The sequence below is a fragment of the Frigoribacterium sp. CF331 genome, from assembly GCF_057787905.1.
Genome location: NZ_CM173545.1, coordinates 749,601 through 771,188, shown reverse-complemented (window position 1 = coordinate 771,188; position 21,588 = coordinate 749,601). Strand labels below are relative to the sequence as shown.

Sequence of the window (21,588 nt, the reverse complement as noted above, 5' to 3'; positions counted from 1 at the left end):
AGAACCGGCCCGCGCCTCCCACCCGGGGACGAGACGTGGGGACCCCTCGGCGCCCCGATGCCGGGGCCGCTACTTCCAGCTGGGGATCCAGTAGTGCAGGCGGATGAACTCCCAGTCGGCGAGCTGGGCCGTCCAGAGCGGGTAGAAGAAGACCGAGACGGCGATCGCGGCCACGACGACGATCGCCGTCACGCCGATGCCGCTGAGTCGCCGCGACGGGTCGTCGGTGCGCCCGCCGAGGACGATGCCGAGCACGGCGGCGAGGCCGAGCACGAGGTAGGGCTCGAAGGCGATCGTGTAGAACTGGAACACCGTGCGGTCGGTGAACGCCAACCACGGCAGGTAGGCCGCCGCGACGCCGACCAGGATCGCCCCGTGCCGCCACTCGCGGTGGCGGGCGACGCGGTAGACGAGGTACAGGCAGGCCGCGACGGCCGCGTACCAGATCAACGGGTTGGCGATCGAGGTGATGGCCTCGCCGCAGCGGGCCACGTCGCACCCGCCCTGGCCCTCGTCGAACCCCTGGTAGTACATGCTCGTCGGTCGCAGCATGAGCAGCCAGGTGAGGGGGTTCGCCTGGTACGCGTGCGGCGTGTGCAGGCCCACGTTGAACCCGTAGACGCCCGCCTGGTAGTGCCAGAAGTTCTGCACCACGTCGGGCACCCAGGCCAGGGCGCCCGTCCAGCGGGTGCCGCCGTCCTCGACCCAGGTGCGGTAGTACCCGCCCGAGGTGACGAACCAGCCGGTCCAGCTCGCGAGGTAGGCCACCACGGCGATCGGCACGGTCAGCACGAAGCTCACCGGCGCCTGCTTGAACAGGGTGCCCGACAGCCAGAACTCGACCCCGGCGCGTCGACGCGCCAGCATGTCGACGACGACGGAGTAGACGGCGAAGAACGCCAGGAAGTACAGGCCGTTCCACTTGACGGCCGTCGCCAGGCCGCACAGGAGCCCGGCGGTCACCAACCAGGGACGCGACCACAGGGCGGGGCCCCAGGCGAGGTCGCGACCGGCGCCGCGCCTCCTCGCCCGCCAGGCCTCGAGCCGCCGGGCGCTCTGCCGACGGTCCAGCAGCACCGCACCGAACGCCAGCAGGCCGAAGAACATGACGAAGCCGTCGAGCAGCGCCACCCGCGACATGACGATCGCGTGCCCGTCGATCGCGAGGAAGAACCCGGCCAGCGTGCCGAGCAGCGTCGACCGCAGCAGCAGCGACCCGATGACCGCCACCAGCGCCACCGCCAGGATGCCGACGACCGCCGTGCTGATGCGCCAGCCCGCCGGGTCCTGGGGACCGACGGCGGCCATGCCCAGGCCGATCAGCCACTTGCCGAGCGGCGGGTGCGCCACGAACGACGGCGCCGCGAGGAACCCGTCGACCCCGCCCGCGGCGAACGTCGGGTCGTAGTCGGCCGGCCACGACCCCTCGTACCCGAGGTTGAACAACGACCAGGCGTCCTTGACGTAGTAGGTCTCGTCGAACACCAGGGTCGAGGGCGTGTTCAGGTGCCACAGCCGCAGCGCGGCGGCGAGCAGGGTGACCGCGAGCGGGCCCGCCCAGGCCCAGGCGCGCCTCCTGGCCGGGGTGCGCAGCACGCGACCCCACCAGGCGTCGAGCCGGGTCGCGGGAGCCGTGCGGACCGGGGGGCGCGACGGGTCGACGCCGGGCGCCTCGCCGGTCGTCTCACCGGGCGCCGCCGTGGTCGAGGTGCCGGACGCCGCGGCCGGCGCGCCGACCGTCGGACGGGCAGGAGGCGCGGTGTCGTCCTCGACGAGCGCGTCGAATTCGCGCTCGGCCCCGGTCGTCATCGGGCCATCGTAATTGTGCGGTCCGGTGCCGGGGGACAATGGTCGGGTGATCGTGCTCGCCGCCACCCCCATCGGCAACCTCGGCGACGCCAGCCGCCGTCTGGTCGAGACGCTCTCGAACGCCGAGGTCGTCGCCGCCGAGGACACCCGCACGGCCATCCACCTGATGCGTGCCCTGGGCGTCGAGAACCGGCCCCGCCTCATCGCGCTGCACGAGCACAACGAGCGCGAGAAGGCGGGCGAGATCGTCGAGTTGGCCCGCACCACCGACGTCGTCGTCCTGACCGACGCCGGCATGCCCGCCATCAGCGACCCGGGGTTCCCGCTCGTCGAGGCCGCGGCCGCGGCCGGCGTGACGGTGACGTCGATCCCCGGCCCGTCGGCCGTGCTGACGGCGCTCGCGGTGTCGGGGCTGCCGACCGACCGGTTCGGCTTCGAGGGCTTCCTGCCGCGCAAGCAGGGCGACCGGCTGCGCGTGCTCTCCGCCCTCGCCGACGAGCGCCGCACGATGGTGTTCTTCGAGTCGCCCCACCGCCTGGCGGACTCGCTGGGCGACCTCGTCACGGCCCTCGGCGCCACGCGTCGGGTGGTGGTCTGCCGTGAGCTGACCAAGCTGCACGAAGAGGTGCGTCGCGGCACCGCGGCCGAGCTCGCCTCGTGGGCCGCCGAGGGCGTCCGGGGCGAGATCTGCGTCGTGGTCGAGGGCGCCCCCGAGCGCGTCGTCGACCTCGCGGCCGGGCTCGCGCAGGTGCAGGCGCTCGTCGCCGACGGCACCCGCCTGAAAGAGGCCACCACCGACGTGGCCGCCGCCACGGGGCTGTCGAGGCGCGACCTCTACCAGGCCGCCCTCGCCGCCCGTCCGCCCCGCGCGTAGGGCGGGCCGTACCCCGTCCAGCGCGGCGGGTGCAAGCTCGACGCAGGTGCGCGCCCGCCGGAGGCGCGGCCCCCCACGAGCAGGAGGCACGGCATGAAGGCGGTCCGTTTCGAGCAGTACGGCGACATCGACGAGCTCAGGGTCGAGCAGGTGGCGAAGCCCGAGGCGGGCCCGGGTCAGGTCGTGGTCGCCGTCAAGGCGGCCGGACTCAACCCCGGCGAGGCGGCGATCCGCGCGGGGCTCATGCACGACGCGTTCCCCGCGGCGTTCCCGTCGGGGCAGGGCACGGACTTCGCCGGCGTCGTCGACGAGGTCGGGGCGGGCGTCGACGAGTGGTCGGTGGGCGACGAGGTCGTCGGTTGGGCGAACCGGTCCTCGCACGCCGAGTTCGTCGTCGTCGACCACGACGAGCTCGTGGCCAAGCCCGAGAACGTCCCGTGGGAGGTCGCCGGCAGCATCAGCGTGACCGGCCCCACCGCGTACGCCGCCCTGCGCGCCGTGCAGGCGACCGAGGGCGACACGCTGGTCGTGTCGGCCGCGGCCGGCGGGGTCGGCGTGATGGTGTCGCAGCTCGCCGTGCTCGGCGGCCTCACGGTGATCGGCACCGCCAGCGAGCGCAACCACGACTTCCTGCGCCAGCTCGGCGTGACGCCCGTCGAGTACGGCGACGGCGTCGTCGACCGCATCCGCGAGGCCGCGCCGCAGGGCGTCGACGCGTACGTCGACTGCTTCGGCCACGGCAACGTCGGGTACGCGCTCGAGCTCGGCGTCGCCCCCCGGCGCATCGACACGATCATCGACTTCGCCGCGGCGGAGGAGCACGGCGTCAAGGCCGAGGGCAGTGCCCAGGCCACGAGCCAGGCCGTCCTGTCCGAGCTGCTCGACCTCATCTCGACGAACAAGATCATGGTGCCGATCGACGGCATCTTCCCGCTCGACGAGGTCAAGGACGCCTACCGCGACCTCGAGGACGGCCACGCCCGCGGCAAGTACGTCCTCGGGCTCGACGTCGTCGAGTACCCGGGCGAGCGCTCGGGCGACCGCGCCGGGTCGGACGACCGCACCGACGACCACCCCGCGACCTGACCGGCCGGGGCGCACCCGCGACCCCGGCGGTCGACGCGACCCGCGCCTCCTCGTCCCGACGACGGACGCAGGAGGCGCGGGTCGCGTCACTCCGTCGGTGCCCCCACCTAAGATGGTCCCCATGCCCGCCGGCGACTCCTTCTTCATCGCAACGCCCATCTTCTACGTCAACGACGTGCCGCACATCGGTCACGCCTACACCGAGGTCGCGGCCGACGTGCTCGCCCGGTGGCACCGTCAGCGGGGCGACGACGCCTGGCTGCTGACCGGCACCGACGAGCACGGCCAGAAGATCCTGCGCACCGCCACGAGCCACGGCGTGACGCCGCAAGAGTGGGCCGACAAGCTCGTGACCGAGGCCTGGAAGCCCCTGCTCGAGACGGTCGACATCGCCAACGACGACTTCATCCGCACCACCGACGCCCGCCACGAGGCCGGCGTGCAGAAGTTCCTGCAGAAGCTGTACGACGACGGCTTCATCTACCAGGGCGAGTTCGAGGGCTTCTACTGCGTCGGCTGCGAAGAGTACAAGCAGCCGAGCGACCTCGTGCCCGGCACCGGCGCCTACGAGGGCGAGCAGGTCTGCGCGATCCACAGCATCCCGGTCGAGGTGCTGCAAGAGAGCAACTACTTCTTCCGCATGAGCGACTTCGAGCAGCGCCTGCTCGACCTCTACGAGTCGCAGCCCGACTTCGTGCAGCCCGACTCGGTGCGCAACGAGGTCGTCTCGTTCGTCAAGCAGGGCCTGCGCGACCTCTCCATCTCACGTCAGAGCTTCGACTGGGGCGTCAAGGTGCCCTGGGACGAGAAGCACGTCGTGTACGTCTGGTTCGACGCCCTGCTGAACTACGTCACCGCGATCGGCTACGGCGTCGACGACGACGAGTTCGCACGTCGCTGGCCGGCCGTGCAGCTGGTCGGCAAGGACATCGTGCGGTTCCACGCCGTCATCTGGCCCGCCATGCTCATGGCCGCCGGGCTGCCCGTGCCGAAGAACGTCTTCGGGCACGGCTGGCTGCTCGTCGGCGGCGAGAAGATGTCGAAGTCGAAGCTGACCGGCATCGCCCCGCAGCAGATCACCGACGTCTTCGGCGCCGACGCGTTCCGGTACTACTTCATGCGCGCCATCACCTTCGGTCAGGACGGCAACTTCAGCTGGGAGGACATCGCGGCCCGCTACCAGGCCGAGTTGGCCAACGGCTTCGGCAACCTCGCCTCGCGCGTCGTCGCCATGGTCACGCGCTACTTCGACGGCGTCGTCCCGGTCGCGGGCGACCTGACCGAGGCCGACCTCGCCGTCCGCGAGACCGAACTGCGGGTCACCGCCGAGGCCGACGCCGCGATCGACCGGTTCGCCATCAACGAGGCCCTCGCCTCGATCTGGCAGCTGGTCGACCAGCTGAACGGCTACATCACCGAGCAGGAGCCCTGGGCCATCGCGAAGGACGACTCGCAGCGCGAGCGCCTCGGCACCGTCCTCGCCACGGCCCTGCGGGGCCTCGGCACGCTGACGGTGCTGCTGTCGCCGTTCGTCCCGACGGCCACGCACACCCTGTGGCAGTCCATCGGGCAGGGCGAGCTGACCAGCCAGCCCGTCGACCGGGCCGCCGAGTGGTCGAGCGCTCCGACGGTCCAGCCGCTCGCCGCCGGGCTCTTCCCCCGCATCGACCAGCCCGAGCCGGCGAAATGAGCGGTGACACGCCCGCCGGCGAGCCCGCCAGCCACGTCCGGCACCGTTCGTCCGGCGGCGACCAGAAGCGCGACCTGACGTACCCCGCGCCTCCTCAGCCGCTGGTCGTCCCGGTCTACGACAACCACACGCACCTCGAGATCGCCGACGGCGTGGGGGACGACGGCGACGGCCCCCTCGACTACCGCGAGCACCTCGACCGCGCCTCGGCCGTCGGCGTGCGCGGCGTCGTCCAGGTCGGCACCGACCTCGAGACGTCACGGTGGTCGGCCGAGATCGCGAGCCGCGAGCCCCGCGTGCTGGCCGCCGTCGCGATCCACCCGAACGAGGCACCGGCCCTCGCCGCCGCGGGCACGCTCGACGAGGCCCTGGCCGAACTCGACGAGCTCGCCGCCCGGCCCCGGGTGCGCGCCGTCGGCGAGACCGGCCTCGACTTCTTCCGCACCGGCGACGACGGTCGTGCGGCCCAGCTCGAGGCGTTCCGTGGTCACGTCGAGATCGCGAAGCGGCACGGCCTCGCCCTGCAGATCCACGACCGCGACGCCCACGACGACGTGGTCGACCTGCTGCTCGAGGTGGGCGCGCCCGAACGCACCGTCTTCCACTGCTTCAGCGGCGGGCCCGAGCTGGCGAGCATCCTCGCCGAGAACGGCTGGTACGCATCCTTCGCGGGCACGGTGACGTTCAAGAACGCGCAGCCCCTGCGCGACGCGCTGGTGCAGCTGCCGCGCAACCTGATCATGGTCGAGACCGACGCGCCCTACCTGACCCCGGTGCCCTACCGGGGCCGGCCGAACGCGCCCTACCTGATCCCCTTCACGCTGCGCTCGATGGCCGAGACGATCGGCACCGACGTGTCGATGCTCGCCGCCCAGATCTCGTCGACGACCGAGCTCGTCTACGGCACCTGGGACAGCGAACCCGTGACGGTCGAGGGCTGATGTCGCGCGCCACCCTGCTCGGTCCCGCCGAGATCCGCGACCTCGCCGACCTGCTCGGCGTCCAGCCGACCAAGAAGCTCGGCCAGAACTTCGTCCACGACGCCAACACCGTGCGCCGCATCGTCGCGGCCTCGGGCGTCTCGGCCGGCATGACGGTGGTCGAGATCGGCCCCGGGCTCGGCTCGCTCACGCTGGGGTTGCTCGAGGCGGGTGCCCGGGTCGTCGCCGTCGAGATCGACAAGCGTCTCGCCGAGCAGCTGCCGAAGACGGTCGCGATGCTGCAGCCGGCGGCCGACCTCACGGTCGTGGTCGACGACGCCCTGCGGGTCACGACGCTGCCCGACCGACCGACGCACCTCGTCGCCAACCTGCCGTACAACGTCAGCGTGCCGGTGCTGCTGCACTTCCTCGAGCACTTCGACGGGCTCGAGCACGGCCTGGTCATGGTCCAGGCCGAGGTCGGCCTGCGGCTCGCCGCCGAGCCGGGGTCGAAGGTCTACGGCGGCCCGAGCATCAAGGCGGCCTGGTACGGCGAGTTCCGGGCCGCGGGCCAGGTCAGCCGGCAGGTCTTCTGGCCGGTGCCGAACGTCGACAGCATCCTCGTGGCCTTCGACCGCAAGCCGGCCCGCGGCAGCGAACTCGAACGCCGGGCGACCTTCGCCCTCGTGGACGCGGCCTTCCAGCAGCGACGCAAGATGCTCCGCCAGTCGCTGTCGTCGCTGTACGGGTCGTCGTCCGCCGCGTCCGAGGCGCTCGAACGTGCCGGCCTCGCGCCCACGCAGCGGGGCGAGCAGCTGACCGTCGACGACTTCCTCGCCGTGGCCCGCGCGAGCGACGTCGACGCCCTCGCCGGGGCGTCGGTCTCGGCCGTCCTGCACGTCGACGAGGTCGAGGCCGGCTGAGCCGTGCCCCGACGCAAGGACGATCGTGGTGCCGCGTCCGCCGGCCCGGGTCCGGGTCCGGGTCCTGCGTCGAGCCCTGCCGATCGGCGGCGTGGTGACCAGCGTCTCAGCGATGCGCGACTCGGCTCCGGCACGGGGCGCAGTGCGGCCGAGTGGTTCGCGCGGCTCGACGCCGCGGGGGCGACGCGACTGTCGCACGAACAGATCTCGCGCCTCCTGGTCGACGAGTTCGAGGTCGTGCCCTGGTGGGCCGAGGGCATCACGGTGCGGTACGAGCAAGAGCGCGGCGTCGAGCCGCCCGGGCGTCAGCCCGACGGCAGCTACGCGGTCACCGTGGGGCGGAGCCTGCGGGGTGCGCCCCTCGAGCTGCTCGACCTGGCGATCGACCGGTTCGCCGGGTACGCCGGCGGAGCCCCCGTCGCCGTGGTGCGGTCGGCGACCGGCCCGACCGCCGAGTGGGCCCTCGCGCACGGCGACACCCTGCACCTGCGCGTCGTGCCGACCGGGGGGCCGAAGTGCTCGGTCACCCTGACCCAGGGCGGCCTGCGCCTGCCCGAGCGCGTCCAGCCCGTGAAAGAGGGGTTGACGCGGGCCTTCGGGGTCATGGGCGATCGCCAGAACTGACTAGGTTGGAACCATGACGTCCGTGGCCGCCCCGACCGTGGTCCACACGCGTGCGCCGGGCAAGATCAACGTCTTCCTCGCCGTCGGCGACCTGCAGGACGACGGGTACCACGACCTCGCCACCGCGTACCAGGCCGTCTCGCTCTACGAAGACGTGCGGGCGCGTCACGCCGACGGGTTCACCGTCGCGGTCACGGGGGGCCCCTCGATCGACGTGTCCGGCGTGCCGACCGACGAGTCGAACCTCGCGATCAAGGCCGCCCGCCTGCTGGCCGAGACCACCGGCTACGCCGGGGGAGTCGCGCTGACCATCGACAAGGCCGTGCCCGTCGCCGGCGGCATGGGCGGCGGCTCGGCCGACGCGGCCGCCACCCTGCTCGCCTGCGACACCCTCTGGGGCACCGGCGTGGGCCGCGACGAACTGCTGCGGCTCTCGGCCCGGCTCGGGGCAGACGTCCCGTTCGCCTTCGCCGGCGGCACCGCGATCGGCACCGGCCGCGGAGACGAGCTCAGCCCGGCCCTGGCGAAGGGGCAGTTCCAGTGGGTGCTCGCCGTCGCCGACGTCGGCCTGTCCACGCCCCGCGTCTACGACGAGCTCGACGCACACCGCCGTCGCCACCAGGGCGAGATCCGGTCGGTGCGGCACCCCGTCGTCGACGCCGGCGTCCTGCACGCCCTGCGGGCCGGCGACCCCGGCATGCTCGCCGACGCGATGCACAACGACCTGCAGGCCCCGGCGTTGCACCTGCAGCCGGGCCTGGCCGAGGTGCTCGAGCTCGGCGAGGGCAACGGCGCGCTGGCCGGCGTCGTCTCGGGGTCCGGACCGACGGTGGCGTTCCTCGCGCCCGACCTCGACGGCGCCCTCGAGCTGCAGATCGCCCTCAGCGCCGCGCGCCTCACGGTCGTGCGGGCCACGGGGCCCGTGCACGGCGCCCGCGTCGTCACCGACTGACCCGCCGCGGCCGCGGAGGCTGCTGCCGCAGGCCCTGAGACCCCAGGAAGTCACCGAGACCCCCGCGCGCGCAGGGGGGTCTCGGCGCGTTTCCGGGGTCTCGGCGACGGGCGGCCGTCCGGTGGGGTCAGCGCTCGTACTTGAGCACGTTGGTGCGCGTGAGGTGCCACTCGTCCGCGACGTGGAACCCCTTCGCGGCGAGGTCGGCCGTGACGCGAGGGCGCCAGTCCTGCTTGTCGCTCGTGATCAGCCAGACGACGTCGAGGTCGTCGGTGCGGTCGATGACGTCCTCGAGCGGGTGCTGGGTCTCCCACAGGCCCCCGGTCTCGGCGGCGGGCGTCTCGAGCGTGAAGTCCGACATGCCCTCGAACGCGGCGGGGTAGGTGTTCTCGATGATGCGCGAGGTGGCCTTGGGGTGCCTCCGGACCGGGCCGAACACGACGCCCTCGGTGGTGCCGGCCGGTTCGAGCGCTCGCTGCTCGGTGACGAGGTCGGCGACCTGGTTCCACGCGGCGCTGTCCTTCGCTTCGGGCTGCCGTTGGCGCTCCCAGGTCGGTGCGGTGAGCACGAGGGCGATCAGCAGCACGAGGGCGACGACGCGTCGCCAGGGGATCGCCGCCACCGCGACCGCCATCATGATGGCGACCGCAGGAGTGCCGAACGTGAGGTAGCGCGGCGAGTAGAGGGGTTCGGTCACGAGCGAGACGCCGACGAGCCCGACGGTCGGCACGACCATCCAGGGCAGGACGACGGCGACGAGGCCGCGGGCCCGCGGCACGAGGCCGGCGCCGACGACGACGAGGCTCGCGACCACGAGCAGCCAGCCGAACACGGCGAAGCGGTCGTTCTGGTAGAACCACTGCGTCGTGAGCACCTGGTTGATCGTGGCGAAGCCCGGTCGGTCGAGCCAGCCGACCTGGCCGCTCTGCTCGGACGTGAAGTACACCACCGGCAGGCTGGCGAGACCGGCCACGGCGGCGCCGCAGAACCACCCGACGAACGCGCCCCGCGCCCCGTGCGGGCCCCGGTCGCCGAGGGGCGGGTGGGCCGCCGACCCGCCGGGTGCCGTGCCGGGCAGCCCGGCGTCGGCCCGACGGCGGCGTTCGCGCCGCCACTGCAGCAGCAGAGTGACGCCGTGGCCGACCACCACGAAGGCGACGTACAGGAAGAACAGCACCGACACGACGGCGAGCACCGCGTAGCCCACCCACCAGCGCACGGCCGACGCTCGGGTGCGCGTCTCGCCCACCTCGGCGGTGCGCCGGGCCGCCGTGACGAGCACGAGGGTGAGGGCGACGGCGAACATCGCCGAGAAGGCGTACGAGCGGCCCTCGCCGCCCATCCACGTCACACGGGGGATCAGGCAGAACAGCAGGCCGGCCACGACGGCCGTCCGGCGGTCGGCGAGCGACCGGGCCAGCACCACCGTGAGGGCGGCGGCGAGACCCGTGACGATGGTGCTCGGCACCCGCAAGGCGACGGGTGAGTAGGGGAACACGTCGAACCAGAGGTGCATGAAGGCGTAGTACGTGGCGTGGACGAGGTCGACGGTCTGCACCATCTGCCAGAGCTGGCCCCAGCTGCGCGTGGCCGAGATGACCGTCGCCGCCTCGTCGTACCAGACCGAGGGCACCCAGAGGAAGGCACCCGAGATCGCGGCCGCGAGCACGCCGACCAGCAGGGCGTCGAGACGACCCCCGTGCAGGAGGCGCGCGAGGGTCGTGCTCCGCCCGGTGTCGGGCGTCGTGGATACAGTGGGCGCGGTCGATCGACCGTCGGCCCGGTTCTGGAGGTTCGTCATGTCGTCTCTTCCCCCTCTCGGCGGATCTCGCGCGCGACACGGTGGTGACGCGCCCGGGGTGGCCGCGCGCGGCGATGGCGCGCGCGGTGCCGACGTGCGCGACGGTGGACACGGCGGCGACCCCGCCGAGGGCGAGCGCTACTCGCGCAGCGTGCGCCTGCCGGGGTTCGGTCTGGGCTCCCAGGGGCGTCTGGCGACGTCGAGGGTGCTCGTGGTCGGGGCCGGCGGGCTGGGCGCGCCGGTCATCCAATATCTCGCAGCCTCGGGTGTGGGAACCCTGGGAATCGTCGACGACGACGCCGTCGACCTGTCGAACCTACAACGGCAGGTGCTGTTCCGGCCCGACCAGGTGGGGTTCCCCAAGGCCCGAGCGGCCGCCGACTGGGTGCGCGCCGCGAACCCCGACGTGACCGTCGTCGCCCACCCGTTCCGACTGGGCGAGCGCACGGTCGACCTGCTCGACGACTACGACGTGGTGGTCGACGGCAGCGACTCGTTCGACACCTGCTACCTCGTCGCGGACGCCGCGGCAGCGCGCGGCCTGCCCGTCGTCTGGGGCAGCGTCAACCGCTGGGACGGCCAGTTCAGCGTCTTCTGGGACGACGCCCCCGACGGCCGCGCGGTCGACTACCGCGACCTGCACCCGGCTCCGCCCGCCTCGGGCTGGGACGAGTCCTGTGCCGACGTCGGCGTGCTGGGGCCGCTCTGCGGCACCGTCGGCACGGGCATGGCGAGCGAGGTGGTCAAGCTGTTGACCGGTCTCGGCGAGCCGCTGCTCGGCCGGGTCGTGACGGTCGACGCCCTGGGCGGCACCTGGCGCGAGAGCCGTCTGGCCCGTGCCCCGCACCGGGCCGAGGCCCGGGCCACGGTGAACGCCGCGCGCCGCGCCTCCTCGGCCTCGCCGTCGGCCCCGAGCGGCGACGGGGCCGTCGCCGCGACGACGACGGCCCACGGCGTGGGGCCCGACGTGGACGCCGACGGTCTTGCGGGCCTGCTGGAGGCGCGCGCGGCCGGTGGCACCGCCTTCACGCTGCTCGACGTGCGAGAGGTCGACGAGCACGACTTCGCGCACATCCCGGGCGACGTGCTCGCGGCCGGGTACGGCACCCGCACGCGTCAGCGGCCCGAGCTCGACCCGGGGCAGCCGGTAGTCGTGTACTGCGCGCGGGGTCCGCGGGCCCGGGCGGCCGCCGACCTGCTGGCCGGCGACGGCTACGACGTGTCGGTGCTGAACGGCGGCATGCTCGGGTGGCAGCTCGCGCAGGGCGCGCCGACGCCTCGCGCCTGACCCTTCGGGGCACCGTCGGCGGCACCGGCACCGGCACCGGCACCGGCACCGGCACCGGCACCGACCCTGGGTTCGCTCGGCCCCGGCGCCGAACCCGGGCCTGGGTCGGGGTCAGCCTCCGGCAAAGGGCGGCATGACGTCGATCACGGCGCCGTCGGGCACGAGCTGCTCGCGGTCGCGCGTGGTCAGGCCGTCGACCAAGAACGAGCAGCGCATCAGGACGTCACGGAAGTCCGCGGCCGAGGTGCCCTCGACGGGCCGGACCTCGGTCAGCAGGCGGCCGACCGTGGGGCGCTCGCCCGCGGGCACCTCGACGCGCTGCTCGTCGCGTCCCACGGCCGTGCGGGCGGCCGCGAAGAACCGCAGCGTCGCCGAGACGCCGGTGGCCGCGACGGAGGCCGCCGGGTCGTCGGCCGTCGCGACGGCCCCGGTGGTGGGGCGGGGGTCGGTGGTCGTCACGTCAGCCTCCGATGGCGCTCATGGTGCGTTCGGGTTGCACGAAGTCGGGGTCGTCGATGCCGTGGCCGGAGGGCTTGGCCCACATGGCTCCGCGCCAGGCGTCCGCGAGCTCGTCGTCGCTCGCGCCGCCGCGCAGCAGGTCGCGCAGCCCGGTCTCGCCGCCGCTGAACAGGCAGCTGCGGATGCCGCCCTCGGCGGTCATGCGCGTCCGCCGGCAGTCGGCGCAGAACGGCTCGCTGACCGAGGCGATGATGCCGACGCGGCCCGTCAGCCCGGCGTCGTCGCCGCGGCCCACGGCGTCGAACAGCTCGGCGGGCGCGCCGTCGCGGTCGACGTCGGCGGGGCTGAGGTCGAAGCGGGTGGCGATCAGCGAGTGGATGTCGCGTGAGGTGACGAAGGAGGCGCGGTCCCAGCTCCGGTCGGCGTCCAACGGCATCTGCTCGATGAAGCGCAGCTCGTGGCCGCCGCGCAGCGCCCAGGCCAGCAGGTCGGGTGCCTCGTGGTCGTTGACGCCCGGCAGCAGGACGGCGTTGATCTTGACCGGCGTGAGACCGGCGGCCGCCGCGGCGTCGACGCCGGCGAGCACCTTGTCGAGGAACGGCCGACGCGACACCTTCATGAACGTCTCGGCGTGCAGCGAGTCGAGCGACACGTTGACCCGGTCGAGCCCGGCGTCGGCGAGGGCCTGCGCCCGGTGCGCCAGGCCGATGGCGTTGGTCGTCAACGAGACCTCGGGTCGCGGCTCGATCGCGGCGACGCGGCGCACGATGTCGATCAGGTCCGCGCGCAGCAGGGGCTCACCCCCGGTGAACCGCACCTGGCGGACGCCGAGCGACCGGACGCCGATGCCGACCAGCCGGACGATCTCGTCGGCGTCCAGCGCCTGCTCTCGCGGCAGGGCCGGCAGGCCCTCGGCGGGCATGCAGTAGGTGCAGCGCAGGTTGCACTTGTCGGTCAGCGAGACGCGCAGGTCGGTCGCGGTGCGGCCGAAGCGGTCGAGCAGGCCCGGGGCGGCGGTGCTCGACGGCCGGGGCGGCAGCAGGGCGTCGGCGGAGGCCCGGCCGGGCATGGTGGGCAGTCCGAGCGAGACGGTCATCTGACGAGGTTAAGCCCGCCGGGCCGAACGTGCGGTGTCCGGTTCGGACGACCCGCGCCTCCGTTCGTTCCGCGGCCCTCGGTCACCCGTCCGCGACGGGTCGAGGACGGCGTCGCACCAGTCGACGACCACCGGGTCGTGCGTGGCCACGACGACGGTCGTGCCGGCGTCGCGCAGCGTCGCCAGGGCGGCGAGGGCGAGGCCGCGGGCCCGGTCGTCGAGCGCCGAGGTCGGCTCGTCGGCGACGACGAGGCGGGGCCGTTGCGCGACGAGGCGGGCCAGGCCGACGCGTTGCCGTTCGCCCCCGCTCAGCGGCGCGACGAGGCTGCCCGCCCGGTCGTCGAGGTCGAGCATCGTCAGGGCCCGGTGCACGGCCGCGGCGCGGTCCCGTCGCGAGAGGCCGGCGGGGCGGACCACCCCCACGTTCTGGGCGACCGTCCAGTCGGGCACGAGCGTGCCGCGTTGCAGCAGCACGCCGCAGGTGGTCCGGAGGTACGCCCGCAGCCGGGCCCGCCCGAGCGAGGTCACGTCGGTCCCGCCGAAGGTCACCCGGCCCTCGTCGGGGGCTCGGAGGCCCGCGAGGCACGCCAGCAGGGTGGACTTGCCGCTGCCGTTCGGCCCCACGACGGCCAGGGCCGAGCCCGGGTCGAGCGTCGTCGAGACGTCCGTCCAGAGCGTGCGTCCGCCCACGGTGGTGCCGAGCCGGTGGAGCGTCAGTCGGTCGGTGTCGGTCATCCGTCTTCTCTCGGGGTCAGGAGGCGCGGGCGGGGTGCCCACGCGCGTCGCGTCCACGACAGGGTCGCGACCCGCGTGGTGAGGTCGGTCGCCGTCAGGCCCAGGACGAGCAGGGCCGCCGACGTCGGGGCCAGGGGGCTGACCACGAAGCCGGCGGGGACCACCGCGACCGCCATGAGGGCTGCGGCGGCGGTGAGGCCGGCGCCGACGGCGAGATCGGCTGCGGACGCCCGCCCGGGGCGGCGTCCGGCGAGGGCGAGGGCGTCGGCCCGCGGACGTCGTCGGGCTGCGGCGACCAGGGCCGTGGTGACGGTGCCGAGCACGAGCACGAGGCCCGTCGACGAGGCGACCACCACCGCGAGCAGGGTCTCCCGCCGGCTCGCTCGTAGGACGTCCTGTTGGTCGTCGGCGACGTTCTTCCAGGCGGAGACCAGCCCGCCGACCCCGGCCCGGGCGAGGTCGCGCTCGACGGCCCGGGGGTCGTCGAAGCCGATCCAGCCGTTGAAGGCCGAGACCGCGAGCATCTCGTCGGGCACGACGTCCAGCGGCAACTCGGCCTCGACCCGGACCGGGACGTCGATGCCGAACGGGCCCGAGGTGACGGGGCTCACCGGGGGCTCGTCCCCGGGCGGGTCGCGGAACTCGTACCGCCGGGCTGGTGCGGCCTGCCCGTCGACCGCCCAGTGCGTGTCGAGGACGAGGTCCAGCTCGGCCCGCGCCGCCTCACGGTCGGCCGGTCGGGCGTCGACGCGCACGAGAGGGGTGTCGGGGTCGGTGCCGCCGGTCGTGCTCGGCGGGGCCAGGTGGAGCACCATGCCGGGGACGATCGTGGGGTCGGCCAGCCGGGCGCGTCCGGTCGCGAGCTGGTGACGCGCGATCGGGCCGAGCTGCCGCGGGAACTCCTCCTCGGTGGCGCCGGCGACCCCGACCCACATCGACCACCACCGCGACGCGTCGGGGTCGGCCGCCACCGTTCGATCGATTTGCCGCGTCGCGTCGCGGGCGGTCGTGGCGACGCCGACGCCCGCGACGACGACCAGGACCAGGCCGACGTGCAGGGCGATCGGCAGCGCCTCGCGGCGGAGGGCGTCGAGGCGGCCGACCGTGGTCGCCACCAGACGCCGCGGGGCAGCGGCGGGCAGCGCGACCAGGTGGACGGCCAGCACCCCGGCCGTCGTGACGGCGGCGAGGGCGGACCACAGGGGCAGCACCACCTCGGGTCGACGGTGGTCGGCGACCACGACCCAGGCGCCGAGGACGACGCCGGTGGCCACGAGCACCACGGCGCCGGTCGCGACGGCGACGGGCGCGAGGTCGCGTCCCCGGGAGCGCCACGAGGGCCAACCGACGACGGTGCGGAGTGCGGTGGACGCTCGCCGTCGGTGTCCCTGGCGGGCGGCCGTCGCGAGCAGCAGGACGGCGACGCCCACGGTGACGAGGGCGACGGGCCTGCTGCGCAGGACGGCGGGCACCGTCCCGGCCAGGGACTGCCGCGCGTCCTGTGGCGCGAACCCGGCGTCGTCGAGGCGGTCGAGCAGCCTCGCGTAGTCGTCGCCCGTGGCGTCGGTCGTGTACGTGCCCCGCAGCTCGCGGTCGCCGAGGTCGGCGCCAGGGTGGACGACGTGCGACAACCAAGGGGTGACGGGCTGCTCGACGGCACCTCGGAGCGGGTACACGTGCGTCACGGTCTCGGGGGCCCACGGGTCGGCCTCGACGTGGGCGAGGTCGACGCCGAGTCCGTCGGCCACCCGACCCAGGGTGGCGGCGGGGTCGGGGTCGACGGTCAGGGGTGGCACGGCGGCCAGCACGAAGGCGTTGCCGAGGGGGCGCGACCCGAACGCCTCGCTCTCGGCGAGGGCGTGCAGCCCCACGACGGTCGCCGCGGCGACCGCCGCCACGACCCCGAGGACGGTTGTGGCGGCGAGCCGCGTGCTCAGCGGACGTTCCAGAACGCGGTGTTGCCGCCGGTGCTCTTGGTGCGCGTGGCGACGGCGAGGTAGCCCGGCGCCCTCCATCCCGACGAGAGGCAGCGACCCTGGCTCGCGCAGGCCGTGGCGCTGTGCTGACGCGAGGCGTGCTGGTACTTCGAGTACACCGTCGAGTTCGTGACGCCGTACTGCCAGTACCCGCCCCCGACGTACCCGGAGCCGCGGGTCGAGGGGCCGTCGGCCGGGGCCGAACCCGACGCGGCCGCCTCGTCGGAGGCCGAGGAGGCAGCCGCCGGTGCGGGGGCCGCCACCGCGGCCGGCGCGACGCCGATGCCGACGCCGACCACCGCGGCGACGGCGAGGCTCGCGGCCGCGACCGACAGGCGACCGAGCACAGGCGAGGGGTGGGGTGTGGACATGGTCGTTCTCCGTTCGTCATGATCGTCCGTCCGTCGGAAGATCACATGACGATGGCATTAAAAACGAACCATTGCAATACGACTGTTCGCATGCAGAATCCATGATACCGATATCCGATAACACGAGTGGCTCGCTTGTCATGTGACGCATGCGAGACCGCTCCTGCGGAGCTATGGTGGTCGCCATGTCGCAGATACGGATCAAGGACGCCGCAGCCTTCCTCGGCGTCAGTGACGACACCGTCCGACGCTGGGTCGACCTCGGCCTGCTCACGAGCGAGAAGGACGCGGCCGGCCGGGGCGTCGTCGACGGCGTGTCGCTCGCGCGCCTCGCCCGCGAGAACGCCGTCCTGCCCGCCGACCCCTCCGAGATCGGTCGCTCGGCACGCAACCGGCTCGTCGGAATCGTCACCGAGGTCACCGCCGACCGGGTGATGGCCCAGGTCGAGCTGCAGTGCGGCCCGCACCGCATCGTCTCGCTGATGAGCAGCGAGGCCGTCCGCGAGATGGGTCTCGAACCCGGCTCGGTGGCCGTCGCCGTCGTGAAGGCCACGACCGTCATCATCGAGACCCCCGGCGGGAAGGCCTGACCCGTGAGAAGACCCCCCACGATCGTCGCGACGCTCGCCGGAACCGTCGCGCTGGCGACCTCGCTCGCCCTGACGGGCTGCTCGGGCGCGACCGTCGACCCGGCGACCAGCGCGACCCCGACCGCCTCCGGCTCGGCGCTCGACGGGTCGATCACCGTCTACGCCGCTGCGTCGCTGAAGACCACGTTCACCGAGCTGGCCGACGACTTCGAGGAGGCGAACCCCGGCACGACGGTCGAGCTCACCTTCGCGGGCTCGTCCGACCTCGTCACGCAGATCACCGAGGGCGCCCCCGCCGACGTCTTCGCCTCGGCGGACGAGAAGAACATGACGAAGCTGACCGACGCCGGGCTCGTCGAGTCGTCCGCACCCGAGGACTTCGCGACCAACGTCCTCACCATCGCCGTGCCTCCGTCGAATCCGGCGGGCGTGACGAGCCTCGCCGACCTCGCGGAGCCCGACGTGAAGACCGTGGTCTGCGCCCCCCAGGTGCCCTGCGGCACGGCCACGGTCGCGGTCGAACGGGCCGCCGGCGTCACGATCTCGCCCGTCAGCGAAGAATCGTCGGTCACCGACGTGCTGGGCAAGGTCACCTCGGGCGAGGCCGACGCCGGACTGGTCTACGTGACCGACGTCGAGGCGGCCGGCGACAGCGTCGAGGGCGTCCCGTTCGCCGAGTCCGACCAGGCCGTCAACACGTACCCGATCGCCCCCGTGGCCGACGCGGCGGACCCCGAGGTCGCCCGGGCGTTCGTCGCCCTCGTCACGGGCGAGGTCGGCCAGGGCGTGCTGCGGGCCGCCGGTTTCGGCGCACCGTGACGACCTCGTCGTGACCCTCCGAGCACGGACGCCCCGGCCCGAGGTGACGCCGCACGGTGATGGGCGGCGGTCCCTCCGTCGGGGCCGTGGCCTGCCCGCGAGCGTCCCGGCCTGGGTCGTGGTCGTCGCCGCGTTCGGCGCCGCCTTCGTGCTGCTGCCCCTCGTCGCCATGGTGTCGCGGGTCGACTGGCCCGACTTCGTCCCGCTCGTCACGTCCGAGTCGTCGGTCGACGCCTTCTGGTTGAGCCTGCGCACGTCGGTCTCGGCGACCCTGATCTGCGTCGTGCTCGGGGTGCCCCTGGCCGTGGTGCTGGCCCGCACCGAGTTCTGGGGCCAGAAGGTGCTGCGCTCGCTCGTGCTGTTGCCGCTCGTGCTGCCGCCCGTCGTCGGCGGCATCGCGCTGCTCTACACGTTCGGGCGCCGGGGCCTGCTCGGTCGGGCCTTCGACGCGTTCGGCGTGACGATCGCGTTCTCGACGACGGCGGTCGTGCTGGCCCAGGCCTTCGTGGCCCTGCCCTTCCTGGTGCTGAGCCTCGAGGGTGCCCTGCGCACCGTGGGGACGCGCTACGAGGCCGTCGCGGCGACCCTCGGGGCCCCGCCAACGACCGTGCTGCGCCGGGTGACCCTGCCGCTCGTGCTGCCCGCGCTCGCCTCGGGGACCGTGCTGTCGTTCGCCCGGGCCCTCGGCGAGTTCGGCGCCACGCTGACCTTCGCCGGGTCGCTCCAAGGCGTCACGCGCACCCTGCCCCTCGAGATCTACCTCCAGCGCGAGACCGACCCCGACGCGGCCGTGGCGTTGTCGCTCGTGCTCGTCGTCCTGGCCGTCGTCGTGGTCGCGCTCGCGCACCGCGTCGGCGCACCGGGTGGCGCGGCCGAGCGGGCCGGGGCACCGTGGCCCGAGGCGCCGCGATCCGCCGCCCGCAGCCCCCTGACGACGAGGAGGCGCGGGTCGTGACCCTCGAGTTCGCCGCGGTCGTCGGGTCCCGCGGCTTCGACGTCGAGCTGACGGTGGCCGAGGGCGAGACGCTGGCCGTGCTCGGCCCGAACGGCGCCGGCAAGTCGACGGTGCTCGACCTCGTCGCCGGCCTCGTGCGTCCCGACCGCGGCACGGCCCGGCTCGGCGACCGCGTGCTGTTCGACGTCGACGGCCGGGGACGAGGGCCCGCGCTGCGTCCGCACGAGCGCGGCGTCGCGCTGCTCGCCCAGGACGCCCTGCTCTTCCCGCACCTCAGCGCCCGCGACAACGTCGCGTTCGGCCCGCGCAGCGCCGGCCTGTCGCGCCGCGAGGCCACCCGGCGGGCCGACGACTGGCTCGCCCGGGTCGACGCCACGGCGCTCGCCGGCCGGCGGCCGACGCAGCTCTCGGGCGGGCAGGCGCAGCGGATCGCCGTCGCGCGCGCCCTGGCGGCCGACCCCGACCTGCTGCTGCTCGACGAGCCGATGGCCGCCCTCGACGTGTCGGTCGCCCCCGCCCTGCGGCGCACGCTGCGCGACGTGCTCGCCGATCGGACGGCGATCGTGGTCACGCACGACGTCCTCGACGCCTTCACGCTGGCCGACCGGGTCGTCGTGCTCGACGCCGGGCGGGTCGTCGACGCCGGCCCCACGCGGGCCGTGCTCGAACGCCCGACCACGCCGTTCGCCGCCGGGCTCGCCGCCCTGAACCTGGTGACCGGCACGGTGACGCGCCGCGGGGGAGTCCTCCTCGACGACGGGTCGGTCGTGTCCGCTCGTCCCGCCTCCGACGTCGCGACCCGCCTCGAGTTCGGGACTGCCGCCGCCGTGGCGGTCCGACCCGCCGCCGTGCGGGTCACGACGGGCGCGCCGGTCGCTCCGACGCCCGGCTCGAACGTCCTCGACGTCGTCGTGTCCGACCTCGAACCGCGTGGCGACCTCGTCCGCGTCCGGGCGGGCGACGTCTCGGCCGACGTCCTGCCCGGCGTCGTGGCCGCCCTCGACCTCGTGCCGGGCACTCCGGTCCGTTTCTCGTTCGACGCCGACGACGCGGTCGCCTACCCCCTCTGACGGCGGGCCCCCGGCTCGACGGCGAGCCACGCCGACGCCCGTGGCCCGGCCGCCCGTCGCCGAGGCGTCAGGTGCGCTCCGCGGCCGGCGGTGACCCGCGCCTCCGCCCGGCGAGCGCGCGCACCCGCCGCAGGTCGCCGTCGAGCCCGTCGAGCAGGCGGTCGGCGAACCCGGGCCCGGCCCGCCAGAGCGTCCCGAGCAGGATGACCAGCACGGCCGCGGCGAGCGACGAGCGCTGCAGCGCCATGCCCGGTTCGAGCTGCCGCACGAGCAGCGCGAGCGGGATCGCCAGCCACTCGACGCGACCGGTCAGCGCGACGAACGGCACGAGCAGCAGGGCGTACCAGGGGTACCGCGGGCTGACGGCCACGAGCGTCACGCCGATCATCACGAGCTGCCCCAGCCACGGGTCGTGCGACGGGGTCTTGACCCAGACCAGCACGGCCGTCACCCCGACGATCAGCACGGCGGCGGGGGTCGTCCAGGCCTCGGGCAGGAACGCCGACAGGAAGACGAAGCGCGAACCGTCCTCGTAGCCCTCCTCGGTCAGGTAACCCGGCAGGTACCCGAGCACCTGCCACCCCGTCGTGGCCACGTACGGGACGTAGAGCACGGCGAACGTGACGACGGAGGCGCCGATCACCTTCCAGGGCTGCCCGCGCAGCAGGGCGGGCGCCGCGATCACCGGGATGAGCTTGGTCGCGATCGCGGCCCCGAGCGCGATGCCGCCCCGCCAGCGTCGGCCGGTGGCGACGAGCAGCGACGCGGCGACGACGAGCACGGCGCCCAGGAGGTCGACGTGCGAGTTCGTGATGCCTTCGCCGACGACCAGCGGGCACCAGCCCCAGAGCGCCGCCCACCGCGGGTCGAGTCCGCGACGACGCAGGGTGGCCAGCAGGGCGAGGGTCGTGCCGAGCACGAGCACGAAGCCGGTGGCCTGCAGCGGGAAGAACCCCGCGTCGGGCCCGACGACCGCCGACACGGCCCAGAAGTACAGCTCGGCGAGGGGCGGGTAGATGGTGGGCACGTCGGGCCGGTTGATCAGGGTGCAGACGACGTCGCCGGTCTGGCTGTCGTAGGCGCGGTGCACCTGGCGGTCGGGCTCGCCGCAGCGCTCGCCGATCGTGCCGTCGTCACGCGTGAACGGCGTCGACTCGGGGAAGAGCCACGTCGGCCGCAGGTCGCGGAGCTCACCCGCGTCGGGCGTGTACTCGTACGGCGAGATGCCGGCCGTCTGCACGATGCCGTCCCAGGCGTAGCGCGCCGGGTCGGTGCTCGTGTTGGGCACGCCGGTCAGGCCCGCACCCCCGACGAGCGCCGTGCCCGCGACGACCAGGGCGGTGACGTGTCGCACGGGCACCCGGCGCAACAGCACGACGGCCAGGGCGAAGAGCGCCCAGCAGATGCCGGTCCAGACGACGAAGTCGGTCCGCAGCTCTTTCATCAGGAAGCCGACGTTCACGACGCCCCAGGCGATCGTCCCGGCCAATCCGAGGACGGCAACGGCCGCGAACACAGTACGCACGTGACCAGTGTGGCGGAATCCGCCG

Annotated in this window: 20 protein-coding genes; 12 read left to right on the top strand and 8 right to left on the bottom strand. The window is 74.0% G+C overall.

The annotated features are described in order from the left end of the window. Nucleotides 1-69: 69 nt before the first annotated feature. A complete protein-coding gene (locus tag AC3CCI_RS03555; RefSeq protein ID WP_488628120.1) occupies nucleotides 70-1,809 on the bottom strand; it encodes a dolichyl-phosphate-mannose--protein mannosyltransferase in 1,740 nt (579 codons plus the stop codon). A gap of 46 nt (nucleotides 1,810-1,855) precedes the next feature. On the opposite strand from AC3CCI_RS03555, the gene rsmI reads away from it, so the two are divergent. The 7 genes from rsmI to AC3CCI_RS03520 all read left to right on the top strand — a co-directional run bounded on the left by rsmI (nucleotide 1,856) and on the right by AC3CCI_RS03520 (nucleotide 8,878). Further along, nucleotides 1,856-2,683 carry a 16S rRNA (cytidine(1402)-2'-O)-methyltransferase gene (gene rsmI / locus AC3CCI_RS03550; protein ID WP_488628119.1) on the top strand — a complete coding sequence of 276 codons (828 nt, stop codon included), beginning with the start codon at nucleotides 1,856-1,858 and terminating at the stop codon, nucleotides 2,681-2,683. A 93-nt stretch (nucleotides 2,684-2,776) separates the two neighbouring features. Continuing rightward, the gene (locus AC3CCI_RS03545; RefSeq protein ID WP_488628118.1) at nucleotides 2,777-3,769 is read left to right on the top strand and encodes an NADP-dependent oxidoreductase; all 993 of its coding nucleotides are present in this window, start codon (nucleotides 2,777-2,779) and stop codon (nucleotides 3,767-3,769) included. A gap of 121 nt (nucleotides 3,770-3,890) precedes the next feature. Continuing rightward, nucleotides 3,891-5,459 carry a methionine--tRNA ligase gene (metG, locus tag AC3CCI_RS03540; protein ID WP_354593656.1) on the top strand — a complete coding sequence of 523 codons (1,569 nt, stop codon included), beginning with the start codon at nucleotides 3,891-3,893 and terminating at the stop codon, nucleotides 5,457-5,459. Continuing rightward, a complete protein-coding gene (locus AC3CCI_RS03535; RefSeq protein WP_488628117.1) occupies nucleotides 5,456-6,400 on the top strand; it encodes a TatD family hydrolase in 945 nt (314 codons plus the stop codon). The genes metG and AC3CCI_RS03535 overlap by 4 nt, the downstream gene beginning before the upstream one ends. Beyond that, nucleotides 6,400-7,302: a 16S rRNA (adenine(1518)-N(6)/adenine(1519)-N(6))-dimethyltransferase RsmA gene (rsmA, locus tag AC3CCI_RS03530; protein ID WP_488628116.1), complete on the top strand. Its 903-nt coding sequence runs from the start codon at nucleotides 6,400-6,402 to the stop codon at nucleotides 7,300-7,302. Before AC3CCI_RS03535 ends, rsmA begins: the two co-directional genes overlap by 1 nt. Before the next feature lie 3 nt (nucleotides 7,303-7,305). Continuing rightward, complete coding sequence (locus AC3CCI_RS03525) at nucleotides 7,306-7,926, top strand: hypothetical protein (protein WP_488628115.1); 621 nt, start codon at nucleotides 7,306-7,308, stop codon at nucleotides 7,924-7,926. 13 nt (nucleotides 7,927-7,939) lie between these two features. Then, nucleotides 7,940-8,878 (top strand): 4-(cytidine 5'-diphospho)-2-C-methyl-D-erythritol kinase, encoded by a 939-nt coding sequence (locus AC3CCI_RS03520; protein WP_354593652.1) that lies wholly within the window; start codon nucleotides 7,940-7,942, stop codon nucleotides 8,876-8,878. A gap of 127 nt (nucleotides 8,879-9,005) precedes the next feature. On the opposite strand, the gene AC3CCI_RS03515 is transcribed toward AC3CCI_RS03520, so the two are convergent. Continuing rightward, on the bottom strand, nucleotides 9,006-10,679 hold the full coding sequence (locus AC3CCI_RS03515) for a glycosyltransferase family 39 protein (protein ID WP_488628114.1): 1,674 nt from the start codon (nucleotides 10,677-10,679) through the stop codon (nucleotides 9,006-9,008). A 94-nt stretch (nucleotides 10,680-10,773) separates the two neighbouring features. Here AC3CCI_RS03515 and AC3CCI_RS03510 point away from each other — a divergent pair, with 94 nt between their 5' ends. After that, complete coding sequence (locus tag AC3CCI_RS03510; protein WP_488628113.1) at nucleotides 10,774-11,967, top strand: ThiF family adenylyltransferase; 1,194 nt, start codon at nucleotides 10,774-10,776, stop codon at nucleotides 11,965-11,967. 111 nt (nucleotides 11,968-12,078) lie between these two features. Here the strand turns inward: AC3CCI_RS03510 and AC3CCI_RS03505 are convergent, their stop codons facing one another. The 5 genes from AC3CCI_RS03505 to AC3CCI_RS03485 are packed head-to-tail and all read right to left on the bottom strand — an operon-like array spanning nucleotide 12,079 to nucleotide 16,604. Then, the gene (locus AC3CCI_RS03505; protein ID WP_488628112.1) at nucleotides 12,079-12,426 is read right to left on the bottom strand and encodes a MoaD/ThiS family protein; all 348 of its coding nucleotides are present in this window, start codon (nucleotides 12,424-12,426) and stop codon (nucleotides 12,079-12,081) included. Between the two features lies 1 nt (nucleotide 12,427). After that, the gene (moaA, locus tag AC3CCI_RS03500) at nucleotides 12,428-13,522 is read right to left on the bottom strand and encodes a GTP 3',8-cyclase MoaA (protein ID WP_488628111.1); all 1,095 of its coding nucleotides are present in this window, start codon (nucleotides 13,520-13,522) and stop codon (nucleotides 12,428-12,430) included. A gap of 9 nt (nucleotides 13,523-13,531) precedes the next feature. Next, nucleotides 13,532-14,257: an ABC transporter ATP-binding protein gene (locus AC3CCI_RS03495; protein ID WP_488628110.1), complete on the bottom strand. Its 726-nt coding sequence runs from the start codon at nucleotides 14,255-14,257 to the stop codon at nucleotides 13,532-13,534. Beyond that, nucleotides 14,254-16,155, bottom strand: coding sequence for a hypothetical protein (locus AC3CCI_RS03490; RefSeq protein ID WP_488628109.1), 1,902 nt, complete (start codon nucleotides 16,153-16,155; stop codon nucleotides 14,254-14,256). The genes AC3CCI_RS03495 and AC3CCI_RS03490 overlap by 4 nt, the downstream gene beginning before the upstream one ends. 35 nt (nucleotides 16,156-16,190) lie before the next feature. After that, nucleotides 16,191-16,604, bottom strand: coding sequence for a lactococcin 972 family bacteriocin (locus AC3CCI_RS03485; protein WP_354593646.1), 414 nt, complete (start codon nucleotides 16,602-16,604; stop codon nucleotides 16,191-16,193). A gap of 185 nt (nucleotides 16,605-16,789) precedes the next feature. Here AC3CCI_RS03485 and AC3CCI_RS03480 point away from each other — a divergent pair, with 185 nt between their 5' ends. The 4 genes from AC3CCI_RS03480 (at nucleotide 16,790) to AC3CCI_RS03465 (ending at nucleotide 20,038) form a co-directional block, all read left to right on the top strand. Then, entirely contained in the window at nucleotides 16,790-17,194 is a 405-nt protein-coding gene (locus tag AC3CCI_RS03480; protein ID WP_488628108.1) for a TOBE domain-containing protein, read from the top strand. A 3-nt stretch (nucleotides 17,195-17,197) separates the two neighbouring features. Further along, complete coding sequence (modA, locus tag AC3CCI_RS03475; protein ID WP_488628107.1) at nucleotides 17,198-18,013, top strand: molybdate ABC transporter substrate-binding protein; 816 nt, start codon at nucleotides 17,198-17,200, stop codon at nucleotides 18,011-18,013. Between the two features lie 91 nt (nucleotides 18,014-18,104). Continuing rightward, nucleotides 18,105-18,968, top strand: coding sequence for an ABC transporter permease (locus AC3CCI_RS03470; RefSeq protein WP_488628656.1), 864 nt, complete (start codon nucleotides 18,105-18,107; stop codon nucleotides 18,966-18,968). Next, nucleotides 18,965-20,038 carry a sulfate/molybdate ABC transporter ATP-binding protein gene (locus AC3CCI_RS03465; RefSeq protein ID WP_488628106.1) on the top strand — a complete coding sequence of 358 codons (1,074 nt, stop codon included), beginning with the start codon at nucleotides 18,965-18,967 and terminating at the stop codon, nucleotides 20,036-20,038. Before AC3CCI_RS03470 ends, AC3CCI_RS03465 begins: the two co-directional genes overlap by 4 nt. Before the next feature lie 67 nt (nucleotides 20,039-20,105). Here AC3CCI_RS03465 and AC3CCI_RS03460 read toward each other — a convergent pair whose 3' ends face one another. Next, the gene (locus AC3CCI_RS03460) at nucleotides 20,106-21,563 is read right to left on the bottom strand and encodes a glycosyltransferase 87 family protein (protein WP_354593642.1); all 1,458 of its coding nucleotides are present in this window, start codon (nucleotides 21,561-21,563) and stop codon (nucleotides 20,106-20,108) included. Nucleotides 21,564-21,588 lie beyond the last annotated feature (25 nt).

What these genes read in the sequence shown, in the direction of transcription:
- AC3CCI_RS03520 (WP_354593652.1), top strand. Translation starts at nt 7,940, where the DNA reads ATGACGTCCGTGGCCGCCCCGACCGTGGTCCACACGCGTGCGCCGGGC.
- AC3CCI_RS03495 (WP_488628110.1), bottom strand. Translation starts at nt 14,257, where the DNA reads ATGACCGACACCGACCGACTGACGCTCCACCGGCTCGGCACCACCGTG.
- moaA (WP_488628111.1), bottom strand. Translation starts at nt 13,522, where the DNA reads ATGACCGTCTCGCTCGGACTGCCCACCATGCCCGGCCGGGCCTCCGCC.
- AC3CCI_RS03480 (WP_488628108.1), top strand. Translation starts at nt 16,790, where the DNA reads ATGTCGCAGATACGGATCAAGGACGCCGCAGCCTTCCTCGGCGTCAGT.
- AC3CCI_RS03535 (WP_488628117.1), top strand. Translation starts at nt 5,456, where the DNA reads ATGAGCGGTGACACGCCCGCCGGCGAGCCCGCCAGCCACGTCCGGCAC.
- AC3CCI_RS03515 (WP_488628114.1), bottom strand. Translation starts at nt 10,679, where the DNA reads ATGACGAACCTCCAGAACCGGGCCGACGGTCGATCGACCGCGCCCACT.
- AC3CCI_RS03545 (WP_488628118.1), top strand. Translation starts at nt 2,777, where the DNA reads ATGAAGGCGGTCCGTTTCGAGCAGTACGGCGACATCGACGAGCTCAGG.
- AC3CCI_RS03485 (WP_354593646.1), bottom strand. Translation starts at nt 16,604, where the DNA reads ATGTCCACACCCCACCCCTCGCCTGTGCTCGGTCGCCTGTCGGTCGCG.
- AC3CCI_RS03555 (WP_488628120.1), bottom strand. Translation starts at nt 1,809, where the DNA reads ATGACGACCGGGGCCGAGCGCGAATTCGACGCGCTCGTCGAGGACGAC.
- metG (WP_354593656.1), top strand. Translation starts at nt 3,891, where the DNA reads ATGCCCGCCGGCGACTCCTTCTTCATCGCAACGCCCATCTTCTACGTC.
- rsmA (WP_488628116.1), top strand. Translation starts at nt 6,400, where the DNA reads ATGTCGCGCGCCACCCTGCTCGGTCCCGCCGAGATCCGCGACCTCGCC.